The sequence below is a fragment of the Acetivibrio cellulolyticus CD2 genome (assembly GCF_000179595.2).
Lineage (GTDB): Bacteria > Bacillota > Clostridia > Acetivibrionales > Acetivibrionaceae > Acetivibrio > Acetivibrio cellulolyticus.
In genome coordinates this window covers 753,456-775,280 of the sequence record NZ_JH556653.1, presented here as the reverse complement: position 1 = coordinate 775,280, position 21,825 = coordinate 753,456, and the positions used below count along the sequence as shown (strand labels likewise).

Sequence of the window (21,825 nt, the reverse complement as noted above, 5' to 3'; positions counted from 1 at the left end):
TATAACTCCATATTCTTGAAAATGTACCCCACAAAAATTTATTTATAGCGCATATATAGACGTAGAGAAACATGACTTAGGGGGTGCAATGTTTTGAAAAAGTTTTTATCAACCATATCTGTAGCTGCATTTGTTTTAGTAAACTCTTTGCCAATCACTGTTTCAGCGGCGACAACAGATGCAACTTTAGTAAAATCAATAAACATTAGTGATGCAGGTTCTGCATGTCGATTGCGTCTAGGTGACCTTAACGGCGACGGCCGTCTGGATTTTCTTATGGTACAAGCTACTTCAGACAATCCAAGCCAGGTTAACGCTTTGACTGCCTTTGATCACACTGGTACCAAAATGTGGAAAATCGGAACCGACAACAATCAGTCAGGTACTGACCGCGACGAACCTTGCCAGATTTATGACATTGATAACGATGGTGATAACGAAGTTATTGCTGTTATGAGCAGAAAAGTCAAAATCTTAAACGGTAAAGACGGCAAAGAAGAAAGAGAGTTCAATCTTCCTGCAAATGATGCCTGTGATGCCATACTTATCTGTAACGTTTCCGGTAATACATATCCGTCTGACATGATCTTCAAGAACAGGTACGGTAGTGCTTATGTTGTGGATAAAAACGGCAAGCTTTTATGGTCTTTCAAAGGTACAACCGGGCACTATCCATGGAATTATGATTTTGATGGCGACGGCAAAGATGAAATTATGATGAGCTATACCATGCTTGATCATGACGGAAAATCACTATGGACTGCTAAAAATCCTATTGATCATGCCGATTGTGTCCAGATAGGTGAGCTTGACGGGAATTCCTCAAACGGTTTGGAAATAGTACTTGGTACACAAGGTGATTATACCGTTCAGGCATACAACTGGAAAGGAAACTTCTTATGGTGGAGTAACCAGTTGGTTGAAGGCCAGCAGGTTGTACTTGAAGATTTTGATAAAAACAGTCCAGGACTTGAGGTTTTTGGATTGGATCGTATAAATCGAAGTACAAACGGACAGGATGCTTTGTTTGCTTTTAATTCATCAGGAAAATTAGTTTGGAAAGAAAACCCTACCAATAAGGGAGGATATGCTACAGTTATAAGGAAAGTTTCAAATTGGGACGGCTCCAATACTCCGTATTGTCTGGCATACAGAAGGGGAGGCGGCGCTAAACCAGGTTTGTATGAAATTTCCGGCAATAAAGCATTCCAGTTTGCAACCGATGGTAATGCCGAAGTAGGTGATATTTGCGGTGACGGCAGCGAAGAGGTAATATTCTACGACAATACCAAACTTAATATCTATGCACATAGTGACGAAGATTATTCTCAACCTGCTCCACAACCAGGTAATACAAGAAAACAGATTAAACAACACTATAATTATTCCAGATATGTTTCAGGTGAATGTCTTAAGAACGGAAACCAAACTACACCTACTCCAACTAAAACAACACCGCCTACACCAACACCTACTCAAACCAATGATCTCAAAGGAGATATAAATGGTGATGGCGCGATAAACTCAATTGATTTTGCTTATTTAAGAAGTTATTTACTGGGTATAAATGTTCCATTTCCGAATGTTACTAAAACCGGAGATATCAATAATGACAATTTTGTTAACTCTATTGACTTCGCAATATTAAGGCAAATACTTCTTGGTATAAGCACCAATTATTAATTAATGAAAAATATTTTACACAAACATGAAGTTTTGATTTGTTTAACGTTAAAGCTGTTCTCAATTATACAAGTGCTAAAGAATGACTGAAAGATAACTTACACTTTTTCTAAGTGGCTATTTTGCTTCAAATAAGCCTTTAGCAAAAATAGTAGTGAAAGTTATATTTTCAGTTTTCAAAAACACTTGTAGATTCAATAATATAGATGTTTTTTCATGAAAAATATCCTACCAACCTTTAAAAAGGGATTTATTCCAAACATCCCTTTTATTTTTTTGCTCTTTTCTCGTAAATATAAGCGTTATTTTAATTCTCATCAAATTATTACATTTTTATAAACAATAACCAAATTTGCTGAAAAAACATTTTTAATACATTAATATAAAATGTGTATGGTAGTTTATGTAAAAAAATCCAGGAGGTGATTTATTAAAATTCTTTTGTTTAGTGTTTTAAACATGACTCATGAATAAATACACTATAAACTATTGCTTTACAGAGTTTCGAGGTACATAACATTAATTTTAGGAGGTCACATCATGTTGAAAAAAGCAGTTTCAGTAGTTACAATTGCCTGCATGTTATCATCAGCGCTAACCTTCAATGTATTTGCGCAGAATAAGGTGCCGGATAGGAGCAGCAAAAGATTTGATACTAATTTGAGCATTAATTCGAAAAGCCCCAGAAAATCTGGACAGTTAATTATTAAATATAAGGACAAGGCATCATTAAAAGCAAACAAGAGCTCTATAATTAAAAATCAGGGAAAAATTGTAGAATCAGAAAATAGTGGTTTGGCACTTGTAGAAATTAATGATGACAAACTTTCAGAAAAAGTCAGGATATTCAGACAAAACAAAGATGTTGAATATGTTGTTCCGAACTACATAAGAAAAGTTACTGAGTTTCCGGAGGATGATCCAAATGATCCTGATTACAAAAACCAATGGGCTCTACAAAACATAAAGGCAAAGGATGCATGGATTACCCTTGGTGATACTTCTTCTATGGAAGAAGTAAAGGTAGCGGTTATCGATACCGGACTGGATATTGCACATGAAGATTTGAAGGATAGAGTAACCGCAGGTTATGACTTTGTTGATATGGATGAAGATCCTTCACCTGGACCGGTTGACGAAGAACATGCTTCACACGTTGCAGGAATAATTGCGGCTTCTACAGATAACGGAATCGGGGTTGCAGGAACTGCTGGTAAAGCGCCAATAAAAATAATGCCGCTAAGAGTTTTAGAAGCCGGATCCGGTGATGATTTCACTATAGCAAAAGCTATATATTATGCGGCAGACAATGGTGCAAAAGTAATCAACATGAGTCTTGGCGGTTATGGTGAAAGTCCTTTGCTTACAAATGCGTGCAATTACGCTTTCAGCAAGGATGTTGTAGTTGTGGCTGCTGCAGGAAACAGTGCTGATGATACAAAGAACTATATTCCTGCATCCATACCTGGAGTTATTACAGTATCTGCTACAGATATTAATAATAAGACTGCGAGCTTCTCAAATTATGGAGCTGAAGTTAAACTGGCTGCACCAGGAGTAGATGTCCTAAGTACAATACCTGGAAATAAATACGATTCCTATAGCGGTACATCCATGGCAACACCAGTTATAAGTGCAGCATGTGCCATGTTGATTTCTAAAAACCCTTCACTTTCTGTCATTGAAGTAGAGCAATATCTTACTGATTCAGCACAAGATTTAGGTGATGCGGGTAAAGATATAAAATTTGGATATGGTCTTCTTGATCTGAATAATGCATTAAATATAAAAGAAATCAAACCTAGATTGGAAATAACAAATCTTGCAAATAAGAGTTCGGTATTCGATGTTGTTGACATACAAACGAGATTTACCTATCCTGAAAAGATTGTTAAAACAGATTTATACATTGATGAAACTGTTGTAGGGTCTGTAGAAAACACATCTGACGTCAAGCCTGAAGACGAGTCTGTTGTAAAAACTGATGAAGAGTCTGCTGAAGGTTCGGTTGACGAGTCAGTTGCTGAAGCTGTTTACGAAAATAAAATGTTTACAAACTTCGAGCTCGATACAAATAAGTTCATTGATGGTATGCATACACTCAAGGTAGTTGCAACAGATAAAGAAGATCAAACGTACACTAAAGAAATTAAAATTAGTATAAGAAATACCGTTTATACAGGACTTAGAGTAAAATTGACAAATGAAGGCGAGCCAGTTAAGGGTGGTTATGTTGAAGTTTATAACAAGCACACTGAAAATGGAGAAACATACTATGATTACATTTATTCTGGAATGACTTCTAAAAGCGGTGTCGCAATAATTCCAGGATCTACAGCACCAAACGGAAACGATTATGTTGTTGTTGCAAATTACGGAATTCAAAATGGCGATCAATATTCTTATGCTACAGAAGTAAAAGAAGCTAAAGCACCCGGTGTAATTGAAATGGACGGAAGTGATCTGGTGCCGGTTACCATTGATGTGGGGCTAGAAGAGCAGTCTTCCGATTTGTTTGCATCATATAAATTTCCTGGTTCTGAAAATAGCTTTGATTTCTTTATGTTTTCAAATACTGAAGGTGGCTTAATAGAAACATATCTAAATCCGGGAACGTATTCTTTTCAGGCAATTAGCTACACTGTTGAAGTGCTGGATGAAAATGTTTCTGGAAATGCAGGAATAGATGCTATATATCTTCTTAATACCGATGATGTTGAGGTGAATTCAGATAATTCATATATAGCAATGGATTCTGATATTTCAAATCTGGCTAAAGTAGATGCCTCATATAAGAATATCCACGGTTTTACAACTCAAGGTGGTTCTATTTCGTTGGGGCTTAAAGACTCACATCTTACCTGTGGATTCGGGGTTGATGATATGTTAAATCTGCCTGATGTATATTTGACACCTGGCAGCTATGTATGTGGTTTGGATATAACAGGGGAAAAAGATGGTCAATTGGCATACGTTTCTCTTCAAAGTACTGAGCTAGCGCTTGAAAGCGGTAATGAAAACTCTATAAGTTTTGGAGGCACACTAACAGGAAAAATTGAATTGGATAAGACTAAATTTATTCCAGGAGAAGAGCTTAATGTTAATAATTCTATAATTGATAGTTATGGCAATGAACTTGTATTTATGATTTCTGATTTTGAGGAATTATTTGGTTTACTTAATAATAAAAACATTTTGACTTATAAAACCGGAGCAAATAAAGTTAAGATTAGAACGCTTGACTCTGTTAGTAATGCTTTCAGAGAAACAGAAGAACCCGAAGAACCTGTAGAAATCGAGTTAAAAAGCCCAGTTACATTAACTCTTGTTGACAGTAAAGATAATGTGATAATGAGTGAAAATCTATTCTATTACTTTAGTGGTGGCATCTACATGCAATTACCGCAGAGTTTGGCAACAGATAAATATAAGTTGAAATTGGTTGCGGATCTTCCGTACTTGATTCAAGCCGAGACTTCGCTTAGCGTTAGTAGGGAAGTTAAGAGTGATGCTGTAAAGTTCATAATAGAACAACCGGATAAAACAAAAGCAACATCAGCTTCAGTTGAAGCAATAAACACATTGACAGGCGAAACCTACTATTTTGATGGCACAAACCTTCTAAATGGTGAAATGTTTGTTTCATTGCCAAAAGCAAATTATAAATTTGTTGTGACTTCAACTACTTATGAATCAAATGGTGAAATATCGGATACTGTAAGTAATGATGTTTATGGTGAGCTTTCTGTTGTTATGAATAACACCATATATACAAAAGATGGTAAATCTCCTGCGATTTATAATTTATCGTCAACTCAATTGCAGAAAGTCGATCTTTCGGCAAAAGATGAGGATGGAAAAACAATTGATAACCCAAGTGTTTATTTTATATCAATGCCTTGCGGTACATCAACCTATTCAGCATTGTTAGGTATTGATGCTCAAGCAGTTGGTATTGATATGGGCAAGATATATGTTTCTAAGGGAACTTATAACTTAGAAGCAGATATAATTTCAGCAGATTTATTATCAACAGAACGCATAATATTTAAGCCTAATGAGTCAATTGGTTTAAAAACAAAAAATCCTCAGCCAGTGGAATTTACTCCTGATAACCTTACTGAGGTTAGTCTTGATAGTAAGTCGGAGAAAGATGCTATTGATGTTGTTATAAGTGACTCAAAGACAGGTTTCAGTTCTTCATTAAGCCTTACAAAGGATAGAGCTGTTAAAGTATCAAAAGGTCTCTACGATTTGGACATTCTTTGTGCAAACGCAGAATACGGCAATTCGTACCTTTATGAATTGAAGTCACAGAAAGATTTTTCCGGTAAAAGCACTGTTATAAATTGTGGAACTGATTTTAGTATGTCAATAAAGCCAAACAAGTCAATTTACAAAGCAGGCGAAACATTAAAAACTACAAACACAATAGCAGACAAATATGGCAATAGAGTTGTTAAGATTTATGACAATAGCTATTTCTGGTTTTACTCCGAGAAAATTCAGTCTTCTAAAGGTAGAGTAATGTTGAGGAAAGTAAATGGAGAAATTAAGCTGTTTGATATTGTTACAAGAGAGTATATAGATATACCATACTATGATATAAGGGCACCTTTCATTAATATCAAGGATTCCTTCGATGATGTGATTTTCTCAGCAAAATCCCCGGATTTCTATACAAATTCTGCTATTAAGCTTGATCCACAATTGATAGAAAGCGGAATTTACAAGATAGAATTGACTGTAGACATAGACGCTGATGGAAATATGTCCGCAGAATCCTCATTTAAAGTAAAATAAAAACTTTGGGACAAAAGTATATACGTTTCTTGAATTTGAGAGGGCAACCATAGAGGAAGCCCTCTTTTATTTTAGAAAGTTGCAAAGCAAATCTTAAAGCAGCTGTTATATGTAAAATTCCAAATAGTGCGAGCAATAATAAAAATCAGGAGATGTCTTTTACTCTGAATTTTTTAATCGCAAAAATAATCATTACGGGAATATATGCCAATATGTAGATAAGCATCCATATGCTTGGAGTTGTGCCCGCTGTTCCGTTTACTAACCCAAAGGGATTAGTAATACCAAGGTTTGAGAATATTGATGAAAGCATTTGCCGGTATATTATATCAAAAGGGGAAATCAGGCTTGAAACAATTGCCCAGTTTACAAGGCCTTGATTTTTGAGAAGTGTGCCGATTTGTTCCATGACCCCGCCTATAAGTCCTAGAATGTAGATTGAAACAACAAATATTCCATTGCTTAGTGTTTTAAAGGAAGCGCTTCCGAAAATAGAAAGCGATAGAATTGCGATGGGTTCAAGCACGAAGAATAAAAGACCTTTTATTACATTCATAGGTTCGAGTGTTTTGACTATCGGCAGCTGGAAAATTGCACAGATTGAGATTATGGCTGCGAAAAGAAAAATACTGTATGATACTGTTAGGACTCCCAAACCAAGATATTTTCCAAGTACATAACTGGAGCGTTTAATCGGTCGGGTTATTACGGAATGTATCACACCGCTTTCAACTTCTGAAGAGATCGAACCGACAGAAACCATAATGGTGAGAAATGCTACAAGCATGCTTGAAAAGTAAAAACCGAGGAAGGATACTATTTGTGAACATACAACAATAATGCTTAATGTCTCTTCAGTGCCAATGTCTCTTTTTACAAAATAGGTGATTAACCCAAATATAATAAGATATATAAGAGTAAGGAGTGCAACGAGTAGGAGCAGTTTTTTTCTTAAAGCTTCCTTGAAGGTTGCTGTTGCTATTGTAATCATCTCTTATCACCACCTTCTACAAGATTTATAAATACGCTTTCAAGTGAGACTCTCTTTGGTGATAGCTCATATAACTTTCCGCCACCGTTAACAATTATTGAGGCTATATGGTGTATGACAGTTCTGTCCTTAATCTCCATTTGTACCATGTTGTTTGAATATGTAAGGCCGCTGTCAAAGTTCCTAAGTTTATTTAAGACCTCATTATTTAAGTCTTCTGCATGTATCTCAAGTATTAATTTGCTTTCAAGTATATCATCCATTTTTCCGTACTTAATTACCGAACCTTTTTTTATTATTGCTGCACTGTCACACACGGCTTCCACCTCACTGAGCAGGTGACTGTTAAGTAATACTGTTTTGCCCCTTGACTTAAGTACTGTCATTATGTCCCTTACTTCTTTCCTGCCTACAGGATCAAGCGCGGAAGTGGGTTCATCCAAAAAAAGAAGATCGGGGTCGGGAAGGAGGGCACAGGCTAAACCTATACGCTGTTGCATGCCCTTGCTGTATGTACCTACGCGATAGCGCTCATGGCCTTTAAGCTTGACAAGGTCAAGCACCTCTTCTATCTTTGATGAAGAGATTTTTTTATCTAATTTATACAGGGAAGCATGAAAGGACAGGAGATCTTCTCCTGTCATCCAATCCTGGTATTTGAAGTTTTCTGGCAGGTATCCGATTTTCTTTCTTACATCTACATCGCCAATAGGTTTACCGAGTACGAAAGCCTTGCCGCCGGTAGGGAACAAGAGCCCTACCAGCATTTTAATAAATGTACTTTTACCAGCCCCATTCGGGCCGAGGAACCCAAAAATATCACCTTCGCCTACAGATATTGTTATATCCTGGCAGCCAATTTTATTTCCATAATACTTTGTCAGCTTTTCTGTCTCTATTACCAATTAAGTCACCTCATTTTCAAAGTATTATCTCATCGACCTGGCAATATTCAGAATTTCGGCACTATCTATTCTTCCGGATACAGTATAGATAATACCATTATTACACCAGATGACCCATGAGTAAGGAAGATTTTCTGGATCGCTTTTATTGGAGGAAACATAACCTTTTACACCGTTTATATCAACTTCTGTCGATTCAGACTCTACCACAGGGATGTAAAGGGTGTTTTTCCAGTCTTTTATGGACTTTAACTGTGACTGCAGGTTGTTCGGAAGTATGGGCATCTCTACGACAGCATTATATACCTCATCAACATTTACACCTTCAGGGACTGTTATTTGAGGTGCTTTTGTCTGTGTAATTCCAATAGATTTGTTATCTATACGGTAGTTAATGGTTACCTGTGAAGCAAAATCTATATTGAAGGTTTTGCCGTCAATATTGTCAGGGAGAAGCTTTGTGGCTCCATAGGATTTCATTATCTGGTTTACATTATTTGCATTAAGTGTAAAGTCGATGGATGAAGGTTCAACAATATTAACGTTTGGTATTTCGCCGGAAAGGACGGATGGGAAAGTGACAGCAATATCAGAAAGTTTCTTTACGTCTTCCGGTGAAGAGGTCCTTTTCTCGCCGCCTTGCATCTTTATGCTTCCCATTTTGTCAAGGCTTATCTCGCCCTGACCGTTTGAAAGCTTCTGCTGGATCTGTTGTATGTCTTCAAGAGTTAAATTTATTCCTTTTACATTCTCAACCCTGAAAATAGACAGTGCACTTGCAAGTGTTGCCCTAACGGGTTGAACGGTAATACATACTGTGACTACCAATGCTGCACACGCTGCAGCGACAAACTTTCTATTCTTTAACATATGTTTAAACACTCCTTTATTGTGTATAATAATATTCTTGGTATTTACCTCATGCTGTGTGCTGCAAGGCACATTGCACTCTTCAAAGTGCTGCCTGTAGTTTTGGAGCTTTGCGAAAACAAAATCGTCATTTTCTTTGAGGACTGCCAGCAGATTTTTGCATTTATCACAGTCAGCAAGATGAGTTTCAATATTTTTTCTGACGCCTATTTCCAGCTCACCATCTATATAAGCCTGAAGCACATCATTTCCCGGACATTTCATAAAGTTTTTGCCTCCTTTAAATACAATTCCTTGAATTTTTCCTGAGCCCTTGAAAGGATTTTTCCGACAGAGACCTTTTCTATGCCTGCTATTTCTGCAATTTCGTTGTACTTATATCCTGAAAACTTAAGCAGAAGGCAAAGCCTATCGCGGTGATTGAGGAGGTTTAATATTTTTCTTGTCAGCCTAACCTCCGAGTCCTTAATTGCTATTTCCTCGATAGATATCACATTATTTTCGTCATGCTCCTCAGCTACCGGCTCTTTACTCCGCCTTGTCTTCTGGTCTCTAATATAATTGTAAGCAAGGTTGGTTGCCACTTTTGAAAGCCAGGCTCCTGTATTACCATGGTCCGGGGGAGAATTATAAAGCTTTATAAAGGTTTCCTGGGCTATATCCTCTGCTGACTGGACATCTCCGGTAAGATACGCGCAATGTCTGAAAACTACTGCATAATACTTCTCATAGGAAGTATTGAAGTCTTCAGGAACACTTTCAGGCTCCTTTTTGTGTATCGCATTAAACAGTTTTATATTTCTCCCTCCCAGTAGTTATTTATATTGTTAAACCGCGGTTATGTAGATAACCAAACCTGCAGATTTAGCTATCTGTAATATAAACACATAATAACACAGTTTTGTGACACCTTTATAAAAAGTTTTTATGATCACACTGTAATATCGGATTTTAACCTGTGTTAAATGTAATAGGTTTATTGTGTGTTGATGTGTTTTTGTGGAATATGGAATAGATTTCGAGTATAATTATAAAAGTGATTTTTTTACTAAATGGGTAACGAGTTTTATACATTCTTTGTTTATGATATATGAAATATAAGTTAAATTGGAGAAATATATGAACGATGAATTAAATCTTTATCCCTGCGAAGAATCTATTGAAGACGATATTGCTAAAGAAAGAATTATTAAGTCAATAGGAGATTTTATCGACAAACTTATATTGCTAGAAAAAGAACTGGGCCGAAAGGTTGCACAAGAATTTCTTGACTCTAAATCACTTGATTTTGCAAATATTTCCGATAATGATGCAATTGATTCTGTTGCCAATAAAATAGCGAACTTTTTAGACCTACCCAATAAAATACATGTAAATATAGACGATCTTTCCTTCGATACAGGTGGAAGTATTAGACCTACCTCCGACTATAATGTTACTATTAATCTCAATAAAAATTCACTAAAAATGAAAGATGCTGTGTTAGGTGTTTTGGCTCACGAATTGACTCACCAGTATCTTTTTAACCATGGAATCGACTTAAGGCATAAGTCAATTTTAGATAACGAACTATTAACCGATATTGCAGCGATATATCTGGGGCTGGGAAATCTAATTCTTAATGCTCATAGGAATGAAAAAACAGTATATAAAAATAAACAAGAAGTTACTTACAAGATGGAGATTGGCTATGTAAAAACTTTCTATCTTGGATTTGTCTATAAAACAATTTGCAGCATGCGAAACATACCAGAAAATGTTTATAATGCACAATTATCTTCACAGAGTAAAATTTACATTACTCAAGCTATGAATCATAATGAATTTTCACCATATTTAAAACAAAACTTTTTTGATGCCAATAACACAACTAAAACGTTAATGGATATAAAAGAGGTAATTTATAGTATTCAGGTGTTATTATCCGATATAGATAAAAATTTAAAAGCTGATGAAATTCGATCTGCTAAAGAAATTGAACCCTTCTTGGTAAAAACCCATCGAATGCTTTTTAAGTATTTTGAATATATTACAAATTTCTCACTAGATGATACACCAAATAGATGTTTGAAGTTTCTTTATAGCATGAAGGCGTATCAAACTTTAGAGGAAATGTTGGTTTGTTTAGGTACAGCATATAATTCGGCAAAATCATACTTAAACTATCTTACAGATATCCATATAAACCTAAATACAGCTTTAGTTTCAAGTTCTGAATCGAATATGTGCAAAGTTGTATGTAGAAAGGATGGAACTATATTTCCACAAATTACTGGGAAATCTCTATTTGTTGTTAAATGTCCAAATTGCGGTTATCAGTTTGTTGCAAGTACCGATAATACATTGAACCATGACAAAGTAAAGAACTTTATGTTTCTTTATAATGAACATTTTGTACATACCGAATCAACAAATAAAATAGTCGAGGATCAAGGATTTATCGAACCTATTTTCTCATTTTTAAAATCCCATACATACCTGTCACTTGCTCTAATATTTCTTACAATAGGAATAATAGTCCTAATTATATCGCATGTTTACTTTTCACTCATATTTTTTGCATTAGGACTTGTTTTTATCATTATCGACGTATTTAATCTTGCTGAGTTATGATATCAAACCCAAGGTATATTTCTTATCTTGCAGGCCCATTCTAACAGATAAAAGTAATACATTTCTACCCTGAAATCAACGAAAACCCTTGAAATCAAATCAAGAACTTTCGTTTTATCAAAACCATAGTGATCTAGTGGCATCTTCGCGTTTGTTTATTCAAATTTCTTTATTGTCCTTATAGTTCAAAAAAAGAAGATGGTATCTAAAAAATCAATCAAGATACCATCCTCTTTACTATCTTTTATAACTAATTTAATATCTAGTTTTTTTGGCAAAGCTAGTACTCAACTAGCTTTGCTAAAAAACATAAGTTTACCTTTTTTATTTATGAAGTTATAGAGCCCATCCATTCTTACTCTTGCCAATCCATAAAGAAAATACTTGGCTTCTTCATATATTGGCTCAATCTTTATTTTTCCCGTCTTGTCAATAAAGCCGTATTTGCCATTTACTTTTATGCGGGCCAAATCGTTAAAAAATAAATCAGCATCTTCAAATTGTGGAGAAATAATTACTTCACCTTTTCCATCTACATAACCATACTTACCGTCCTCGCAATAAACATTCATGTCATCGGGGCTATACAAAAAAATATACTCATCAGACATCGGACTAATAAGATAATTACCTTCAAGATCTATAATTCCATATTTACCATTTACTTCAACGGATAAATAATCGTCATAAGAATCAATCCCTAACATATCGTCGAATTTAGGTTCAATAACCCAATCGCCATTAATATTTATCGTCCCCCAAAGGCCATTCTCCCAGTCACCTTGACGTGCACTAAAAAAAACTCCTTCTTCTGTCTGCCTATATCCTTCAATGTGATCAAACTTAGGTTCTACTACAAAATTTCCTTTTCTATCAATTATTCCAAATAACTCCTTGCCTCCAACATCCTTTGAAACACTGGCATAATCTCCATAAAAAGAATCAGCAGATTCAAATTGGGGCTCTATTTCAAAATCACCATTTTTGTTTATATACCCATATTTACCATCTGATTCAACAACCGCTAGACTATTTTGAAAGCCGTACGAAAATTCATATTTTGGCTCAATTACAAAATTTCCCTCTAGGTCAATAAAACCGAATTTATCATTTACTTTTACATCTGCAAGACCTTCAGAATAAAAAATTGGCGACTCCGAAAAAGGTTTTATAATTTCTTTACCAGTAGAATCAATTATGCCCCATTTTTCAGTACCATTATCCAATACCAAAACACTTGCTGTTCCATCAAAAAATTCATCAATATGATTATATTTAGGTTCTACTACGTATTTTCCTTCCATATTAATTATCCCCTGATAGCCATTAGGAGCAATCATATTGAGAAGAATACGGTCCTCAAAAAACTGAGCATAATGTTTTGTTAACTCATCTGCATATTTGGGATTAATAGTTTTCCCTTTGTCGCTGATAAGAACTATTCGGTTATTATAGTAGACCTCTTTATCCAGGACCTGTTCTGCAATTACACGTATAGGCAAAAAAAGCCTTCCATTTAATATTTCTGGCACAACATCCATTTTTATATTTTTCCCATCCATGCTTAAAAGTGCTTTTTTCAAATCAATAAGATAAGCTTTTCCATTAATATCTATGGAAACGGTAGAATTTTTCCCATTCCACATAATACTTGCACCGCTGGCTTCAGTAATAAATCTCGCTGGCACCAATAGTCTACCATTCTTTATGTAAGGTTTAACCAATGTATTGTCATCATCAATTAATCTGTCATCCTTATTTACTAATGAAATAGGGCAATCAACCTTCATCATAATGGCATGATCAAGTAAATCATAAAACTCTTTCAATTTCTGCGGATTATTATATATAGAATCCTGTAGATCATCAGCATAGACTGCATTGGCTAGAAGCAAAGCAGTAATAATAAAAGTTATAAAAAACCTCGTAATTATTTTCATGTTATTTTATCCATCCCTTTTATAATTAATTATAACCAAAGTGGGTTACGCCCAAAATCCAATTTAAAACCAAACTTCCTTTGAACAATTGAAAAATGCGTTGCCAATCACTTATAATGAATTCGCTAAAAAACAAAGATAAGGATAAGGAGCAATTCTTGAATACATTATTACATAAATTTGAGGAACTAATCAAGGGGGGTTGAAGATTTTGACAGGTGGAAGCATAATTAACATTTTGAATTGCTGCGTTTTTGTGGAATATGGGATAAATTTCGAGTATAATTATAAAAGCGAGTTTTTATTGATGGATATAAAAGAGGTAATTTATAGTATCTAGGTGTTATTATCCAATATAGATAAAAATTTAAAAGCTGATGAAATTCGATCCGCTAAAGAAATTGAACCCTTCTTAGCAAATCTCTTTATTGTCCTTATAGTTCAAAAAAAGAGGATGGTATCTAAAAAATAATCCAGATACCATCCTCTTTACTATCGTTTGTAAGTACAGTTAAACTATAATCCTATAAATATAGGTGAAGGTGAGTTTGTGGTAATACGGGGTGGCGTCGAATCCAGGTCAATTATTCCGGTAACTGGTGTTATTTTGTTGCCCGATGAGTCCTGAGCATCAATTGTGTAAGTGTATTTGCCATCTGGAACAATTATGCCTTTTTCGTTCTTACCGTTCCAAGTTACCGAGTTTGTACCGGCATTTATATTTCTTTCAGCTACAGTTTTAACAAGGTTATTGTTTGAGTCATATATGTTTATTGTTACATATGCGGATCTTGACAGAGTAAACTTAATTGTACTTACTCTTGTACCATTTGCACCAAATGGGTCTGGAGCATCACTTACTGATGATACAGTTAGGTTGGTTATCTTGACTGTGAATAAACCTATTACAGTTGTAGACGCTGAATTATCGCTTTTTGCTGCAAGTATAACATATTTGTATGTTCCCGAAGTAACCATGCTGCCGGATGTGTTAGTGCCATTCCATGATGCCGAATTGCTGCCGGCATTCTTTGCAGTACCGTTTTCGAGAACTTTAATTAGGGTGTCCGTGTTATCATATATGGCAACAGAAACCTTTGCTGATGCAGATAATGTATATGTTACAACAGCAGTTTTATGTATTGATGGATCAAATGGATTCGGATTTATGTTGTATTTAGTTATAGTAAGTGCATCAGGTGGAGGTGTTTCCGGTGTGCCAGGTTTTGGTGTAGGAACTGTACCGGGATTTGATGGTGTTGGCGTAGGTGTTGAATCTGCCGGAGAAGGTGTTGTCGTTACGGGCTTAGGTGTTGAATTCACTGGAGCAGGTGTTGAGTTAACAGGCGTAGGAGTTGAACTGCCAGGTGCAGGTGTAATGGTTGTATTACCTGATCCCGATACTTTATAGCCGATTGATTCAAGCCATATACCTGCATAAGGTGCCTGCGTTGCTTCCAAGGTTACTTTTGCAATATTGGAGCTTCCGGAGGATATTTTTACTTTTACAGGTGTCAGGTCTTTATTGGTAACGCCCATAAACGTCTGTGTTTTACTTCCGACCATTTTGTTATCTGAATCGAGAGCTTTTACAACTACAGTTGAATATTGGTTATTTAGAAGTCGTCCTGAAGAAGTCGATTCGGGTAGTGTTGTTAACTCAACTTCAACGCTGCCTGCTGGTCCTTTCAATAGGTCAATAGTGACGGTTTCACTATCGCTTATACCGTAATCACGCTCAATGAAGGTTGGAGATATAAAGCCTACACATACTCCGGTTGAATTTCCTGAATCTCCAGAGATTTTGGTTGCAGTTACAAACCCATTTGGTGTTCCACTAAAGTCTATGCCTTTACTGTTTATCCAGGTTCTGTTGGCTTTTGCCTCGCTAGATGTTTTGCCGTAATTGGGATTATAGGTTATAAGCCATGCCGATGCCAGGGGGTCTTTCTGGAAGTTTGCATCATCGAGTGTTACAATGCTTGTGAGAGTCGTTGGATCGTATTTTTCAACTGATATAATATCAGATACCATAGGTGACTGATTGCCTGTAAGGTCTTCAGATTCAACTTTGTAAGTATAGGTACCGGCACTTACTATTCGTCCTGAAGAGTCTTTGCCATCCCAGGTTATCCAGTTTTCTCCTGCTTTCTTCAAAGATGCAGTTTCCAAAGTCCGGACTAGTTTTCCAGAACTGTTGAATATATTTACAGATACATTGGCATCTTCAGATATATTATAGAATATGGTTACTTGATTGCTGCCTGATGGTGTGAACGGTATAAGGCTTACTTTTGTTTCGGATATTATTGCGCCTGTCATATCAACTGTTATAGTTCCTTTTACAGGATATGCAGCATTTCCGAACAAATCTACAGCCTCTATAATATATGTATAGGTTCCTTCGGGTACAATGCTGTATGCCAGGTTTGTTCCATCCCAGGCTGCAGAATTGATTCCGCTTGTTATATTACCTTCGAATACCGTCTTTATAAGTTGGTTGGAATAGTCATATATATTGATGGATACTCTTGCGTCCTTAGTTATGGAGTATTCAATGGTATTAATACCGGTATTAGGATTAAATGGATCCGGACTGTCTTTTACCTCTGTAATTTGTGGCAATGCCTGTTTAAGCGTTATTATCCCGGATGCTTCAGATTGGTTTGACCCATCCGATGCAGTAACTTTTACAGTATATATACCATTCCCCGCTAAGGCACCTGATAGATTTCTGCCATCCCAGACAGCGGTGTTTACTCCGGACAGTTTTTGACTGTTAGTTTCAATTGTTTTTACAAGGCTGTTTGAACTGTCATATATTGTTATGTTTGTATAAGCCGGCTTTGAAAGAGTGTATACTATGGAGGCTGAAGTGTTGCAACCCGGTTCAAAAGGGTCGGGACTTATTGAGTTGATTTTAACCTTAAGAGTATCCGAACCAACTGTGATTGTGCCTGTCAAATGTGAGGATTCTTTTTCGTTGTTTGTGGTGGCGTCCAGCACATAGGTGTATATTCCGTCTTCAACTATTTTGCCGGAAGCATTTTTACCATCCCAATTGAAGCTCTGCGCACCTAGCTTGAGCTTTCCTTCATACAATGTTTTGATGAGTATTCCATTTGGGTCATAAATACTAAGGACTGCATTACATGGCTTGGAAGTACTGAAGGATATTGTGTTATAATTACTGCCTGTAGGGTTGAATGGATCAGGGCTATCAACGATAGTAGTTACAAGTGTATCAGATTTTATCACATGGATAGTTCCGCTTTGTGTTTGTGATTGAACTCCCGTACTTGAAACTGCATAAATCTTAAAAGTATATTTGCCGTCAGGAACGACCTCACCAGAGGAATTCCTGCCATCCCAAAAAGCTTGATTTGCACCGAAGTCTCTGGATTTAGCATTTTCAAGTGTTATTACAGGTAACATATTTTTGTCAAATATTTGTATAGTGGTTTTCGCGTTTGTGTTCAATTGGAAGAAAATGTTTTCTAAACCCACACCGGCAGCCTTATAAGGATTTGGACTGATGCCTATAATAGTTACCGTAGGGACATCGGTTCCAATTGATATTGTACCTTTAACTGTTGCGGATTTGCTTCCAAAAGAATCGGTTGCTTCTATACTGTATATATAGGTACCGTTAGCAACTATCTTGGCAGAATCATCTTTCCCATCCCAGTCCACTTTGTTTAAACCATAAGGAAGTTCTCTGTTCACGAGATTCCTGACAGTATTTCCGTTTGTATTCTGGATGGTTAGATTTACATTGGCTTTTTCGGATAATTTAAAGGAAATAGTATTGCTATTAGTTCCGTCAGGTGAAAAGGGATCGGGACTATCGCTTACATCTGTTATGTAAGGTGATTTTCCATTAATTATTAAAACTCCTGTAACAGGCTCGGCTTTGAGACCTACACGGTCTTCAGCTTCAATTTTGTATGTATAATTACCATCGGGTACAATAAACCCTGATGTACTTATACCATCCCATACAGATTTATTGATTCCGCTGCTTTTGAGAGTATTGTTTTCCATAGTCTTAATAATGGAATTCGAACTATCAAGAATATATATGCTTACATAAGCTTGCTCGGACAATGAATAAGAAAGCACACCGTTGTTGGCACCGGTTGGCGTGAAGGGATTGGGATTAAAGCTTGCACTGCTGATTTTAGGAACTTCAAAATCGACTGTTATGGATCCGGAGTATACCTGGCTTACTTTATTGGCGGCATTAGCAGCTTGTATTGTATAGGTGTATATGCCATTTTCTACAATCGTGCCAGATTCGTTTTGACCGTTCCAGCTTACAGAGTTGTGCCCTGTATACGCTTTGCTGTTTACAAGCGTTTTAATCAAGGTACCACTTTCGTTGTATAGGTTCAGAGTCATGTCAACATCTTTAGACAGAGAAAAGAATATCGTGCATACACTGGATCCATTTGGTGCAAATGGATCAGGAATATCAGATACAGAGTAAATTAAAGGGACGTTTTCATTGCTTACATTAATTAGACCTATTGCCGGAACTGCGCTTTGTCCCGCATCATCCACTGCATCTATTCTATAAGAATAACTACCGGCTGCAACTATTCTGCCGGACGAATCCCTGCCATCCCAGTTGACGGAATTAACTCCTGCCTGTATGCGGACTTTATTTTGCAGTGTCTTAACAAGCCTTCCCGTACTGTCATAAATGGATACGCTTATAAGACCACTCTCCGATAGCCTGTATGAAATGGTTGAATGATTGGTTCCTGATGGAGCAAAAGGGTTGGGGTTTGCATTATCCTCACTGATAATAGGCTTACCGGAGTCTGTTCGGATTGTTCCGGATACACTCTGGCTTTTTCCGTCATAAGAGCTTGTAGCACTGATTGTATAAGTGTATATACCATTAGCTACAATGGTTCCGGAACTGTCCTTTCCATCCCATTGTATACTATTTGCACCTGACTTTGCGGTATTATCATAAAGTTTTCTTACAAGAGACCCACTGCTGTTATAAATATTAAGCTTTAAGTTTGCATTAGCAGAAAGACTAAAGGATATTGTTGAGGTATTACTGCCATTTATTATAAATGGATCGGGGGAATCGGTGACTCCTGTTATAAGCTGGGTATCTCCACTGTTGTTTTGCCCTGTTACTGCTATGCTGCCGGTTAGTGGATCTGCTTTAAGACCGTCCTTATCCACTGCGGTTATTACAACTGTATAGCTTCCTGCTGGTACGGTGAAACCAGCTAAATTATTACCCTGCCAGGTTACACTTTGTGAACCTGCACTCTTTGAAGCATTGTCTTCTAAAGTTTTAATAAGGTTATTTGTCAAATCATAAATACGCACACTCACTGAAGCTGCTTTTGAAATACTATAGGTGATTGTAGTATTATTGCTTCCGTCAGGAGTAAATGGATTTGGAGCCGCTTTAAAATTACTGATAACCGGGAAGTCCAATTCACCTATGGAAATAGTTCCTGTTACTGTTTTTGATGGTTTGTCATATGCATCGATGGCATTAATTTTATAGGTATAGGTTCCGTTTTCAACTAACTGCCCATTGTTATCCTTTCCATCCCAGAAAGCTTTATTACTGCCAATGAGCGCATCTGTACTTCCAAGATCTCTTACCAATAAACCGTTTTCTTTATAAAGGGAAATATTTACAACAGCGTTTTCGGATACTGTATAGCTTATAGTATTTTGTTTATCACCCGTAGGATCAAAGGGATCCGGGCTGTCCATAACTGCAGTTATGGATGGATTTAAGCGTTCAACGATAATGGTTCCGGTAATTGGCTCTGATTCTAAACCCGCAAGGTCAACAGCAACAATTTTATAGGTGTAGACTCCATCGGGAACCATTTGTCCTGCTGAGTTTTTACCATTCCAATTGACAGAATATTCGCCGGCCTTTTTAAGAACATTGTTCTCTAAGGTCTTTACAAGTGCATCAAAACTATCATAAATTGTAACTGTTACATAACAGTCTTCAGAAAGATTATAACTTATGCCGCCTGCACCAGGTTCTGGTGAAGGCAGGGAAGACGGCACAGGGGTAGCAGCACCATCTCCTACTGTGAATAACACAGGAAAGAGCGGAATCTGGTTACCTTTTGAAGATGTTTCGCGTATTGTAAGAAGGTGACTTCCGTTTGTTAGCTTGGAGGTATCTAGATCATAATGAAAACCGCAGTTTGAGTTTCCATACTGTGGGAACATGGCACCAATGTCCAGCCTTGAATCGCCGTAGGTGGCGTATCCTATAAATTTATCGTCAACTAGAACTTCAATTGTGCTTACGCCATCAATATCTAAAAACCAACCGCTGATAGTATATATACCGCTTATAGGTTCAGCATTTATAGGCTTTTCTAAGTTCCCTAAAGGTTGAAGCAAAGGATCTGGCATCGGAATACCGCTTGGACCTGGTGTTGGCATAATATCAGGTGAAAGTCCGGGATTACTTTCTGGGCTTGGTGTAGGTGTTGGACTGGTACCTGGTTGAAGAGTACCTGAAGGAGTGCGGATTGCAGTCGAAGATGGGTTGGCTGTGTTTGTTCCTTCCGGCGGCGCAGGCTCAATAACCCGGATAGCTTCATAAACATCTACCAGACCATAGCCAAAGGCATCATCTCTTCCGGTTGAACCTATATCATAAGCGGTGCTCTTCAATATACTTTCAATTTCCGAGGGGCTTTTGTTGGTATTCAAGCTCCATACCAAAGCAGCAGCACCCGATACAAAGGGACACGCCATTGAAGTTCCCGACTTGTAACCATATGCACCGTCAAAAGTAGTGCTGTAAATGCTTAAGCCAGGGGCAGCGAGATCAATATAGGAACCATAATTTGAAAAGGTTGCTTTGGCGTTACTTCTGTCAGTAGCTGATACTGCAATGACGTTATTAAGAGCTGCTGGGTAAGAAGGTACATTTGTACTTGAGTTCCCTGCAGCTGCCACGATTAGAGCTCCTTTATCATAAGCGTAATTGATTGCATCCTGGAGGTAATTATCGTAGCTTGATGAACCAAGGCTTAGGTTTATTACTTTGGCACCATGGTCGGCAGCCCACATAATCCCTTTCCCAATATTGGACGTATAGCCTGATCCGGTAGAATCAAGCACTTTTATAGGCATGATTTTACTTTTACCGGCAACGCCTGCTATACCTTTAGAATTATTTATTATTCCTGCAGCGATTCCGGCTACATGTGTTCCGTGACCATTATCATCATCTATGCTATTGGTATTGTTTATCGCATTATAGCCATATACCAGGCTGGAAGCAAGATCCGGATGGTTAATATCAACTCCGGTGTCTGCTACAGCAACTACTATATCTTCTGAACCAAGAGATATGTCCCAGGCTTTGTCTGCCTTTATTCGTGGCAAACCCCACTGAAGGCTGTAATTTGGATCGTCTGGGGTACCTAAGGATTTATATATATAATTTGGCTGGGCGTATACTACTGAGGGATCTTTTTTTAACTGGGAAATAACACTATCCCTATTCTTGTTACTTCTGAATTTAACTTTCTTGGACTGAAGTTTTGTAATGCTTTCAGAGAGCTTCAAGTCATATTTTGAAATCAAACCTGAAACATTAGCTCCATCCTTAAATTTTATGAGAATTTCCTCTTCACTATAAGTAGAGGCAGCAGCACTTACACATGTTACGCTATTGAGTATGAAAGCTGTAACGGTAAGGATGACAAGAATAATTTTAAAGTGGGATCTTATTGGCAAGTACCTCATAATAGATCTCTCCTTTTTTCAGAGAAAAAACAGTGCTTCAACCGACCTGATTGAACCAATTCACAGGTCTCCCAAGTTTGATCAAAGTGGCTGTCTGATCTCAGGAATTTGATGAAAAGCATACTGGATAAATAATAGCGATTGTTCTACCAGGTACAATATCATTCTCCACACAAAAAAAGAAAAGTATATATTTGGTATGAAAGTGAATTATATTAATTGCACGAACATAAACAAAATTTTAGATATTATT

9 protein-coding genes are annotated in these 21,825 nt (G+C 36.9%); 3 read left to right on the top strand and 6 right to left on the bottom strand.

Annotated elements, in window-relative coordinates; all coding sequences use genetic code 11:
• The first annotated feature begins 93 nt into the window (after positions 1 to 93).
• Positions 94 to 1,683 (top strand): rhamnogalacturonan lyase family protein, encoded by a 1,590-nt coding sequence (locus tag ACECE_RS26725; protein ID WP_010245266.1) that lies wholly within the window; start codon positions 94 to 96, stop codon positions 1,681 to 1,683.
• A gap of 540 nt (positions 1,684 to 2,223) precedes the next feature.
• Positions 2,224 to 6,486 (top strand): S8 family peptidase, encoded by a 4,263-nt coding sequence (locus ACECE_RS29095; protein ID WP_010245265.1) that lies wholly within the window; start codon positions 2,224 to 2,226, stop codon positions 6,484 to 6,486.
• Between the two features lie 145 nt (positions 6,487 to 6,631).
• Here the strand turns inward: ACECE_RS29095 and ACECE_RS0205655 are convergent, their stop codons facing one another.
• Genes ACECE_RS0205655 through ACECE_RS0205640 form a run of 4 tightly spaced genes read right to left on the bottom strand, consistent with a single transcriptional unit; the run spans position 6,632 to position 10,031 of the window.
• Complete coding sequence (locus tag ACECE_RS0205655; protein WP_010245264.1) at positions 6,632 to 7,477, bottom strand: ABC transporter permease; 846 nt, start codon at positions 7,475 to 7,477, stop codon at positions 6,632 to 6,634.
• Entirely contained in the window at positions 7,474 to 8,382 is a 909-nt protein-coding gene (locus tag ACECE_RS0205650) for an ABC transporter ATP-binding protein (protein WP_010245262.1), read from the bottom strand. The genes ACECE_RS0205655 and ACECE_RS0205650 overlap by 4 nt, the downstream gene beginning before the upstream one ends.
• A gap of 24 nt (positions 8,383 to 8,406) precedes the next feature.
• Positions 8,407 to 9,516 carry a DUF4367 domain-containing protein gene (locus ACECE_RS0205645; protein ID WP_010245260.1) on the bottom strand — a complete coding sequence of 370 codons (1,110 nt, stop codon included), beginning with the start codon at positions 9,514 to 9,516 and terminating at the stop codon, positions 8,407 to 8,409.
• The gene (locus ACECE_RS0205640; RefSeq protein ID WP_026073712.1) at positions 9,513 to 10,031 is read right to left on the bottom strand and encodes an RNA polymerase sigma factor SigX; all 519 of its coding nucleotides are present in this window, start codon (positions 10,029 to 10,031) and stop codon (positions 9,513 to 9,515) included. Before ACECE_RS0205640 ends, ACECE_RS0205645 begins: the two co-directional genes overlap by 4 nt.
• Positions 10,032 to 10,371: 340 nt before the next feature.
• Between ACECE_RS0205640 and ACECE_RS0205635 the strand changes: the two genes are divergently transcribed.
• Positions 10,372 to 11,865, top strand: a complete 1,494-nt coding sequence (locus ACECE_RS0205635; protein ID WP_010245248.1) for a CpXC domain-containing protein — start codon at positions 10,372 to 10,374, stop codon at positions 11,863 to 11,865.
• A 287-nt stretch (positions 11,866 to 12,152) separates the two neighbouring features.
• On the opposite strand, the gene ACECE_RS0205630 is transcribed toward ACECE_RS0205635, so the two are convergent.
• Complete coding sequence (locus ACECE_RS0205630; RefSeq protein WP_010245245.1) at positions 12,153 to 13,805, bottom strand: WG repeat-containing protein; 1,653 nt, start codon at positions 13,803 to 13,805, stop codon at positions 12,153 to 12,155.
• 516 nt (positions 13,806 to 14,321) lie between these two features.
• On the bottom strand, positions 14,322 to 21,572 hold the full coding sequence (locus ACECE_RS26715) for a FlgD immunoglobulin-like domain containing protein (RefSeq protein ID WP_010245240.1): 7,251 nt from the start codon (positions 21,570 to 21,572) through the stop codon (positions 14,322 to 14,324).
• Positions 21,573 to 21,825: the final 253 nt, after the last annotated feature.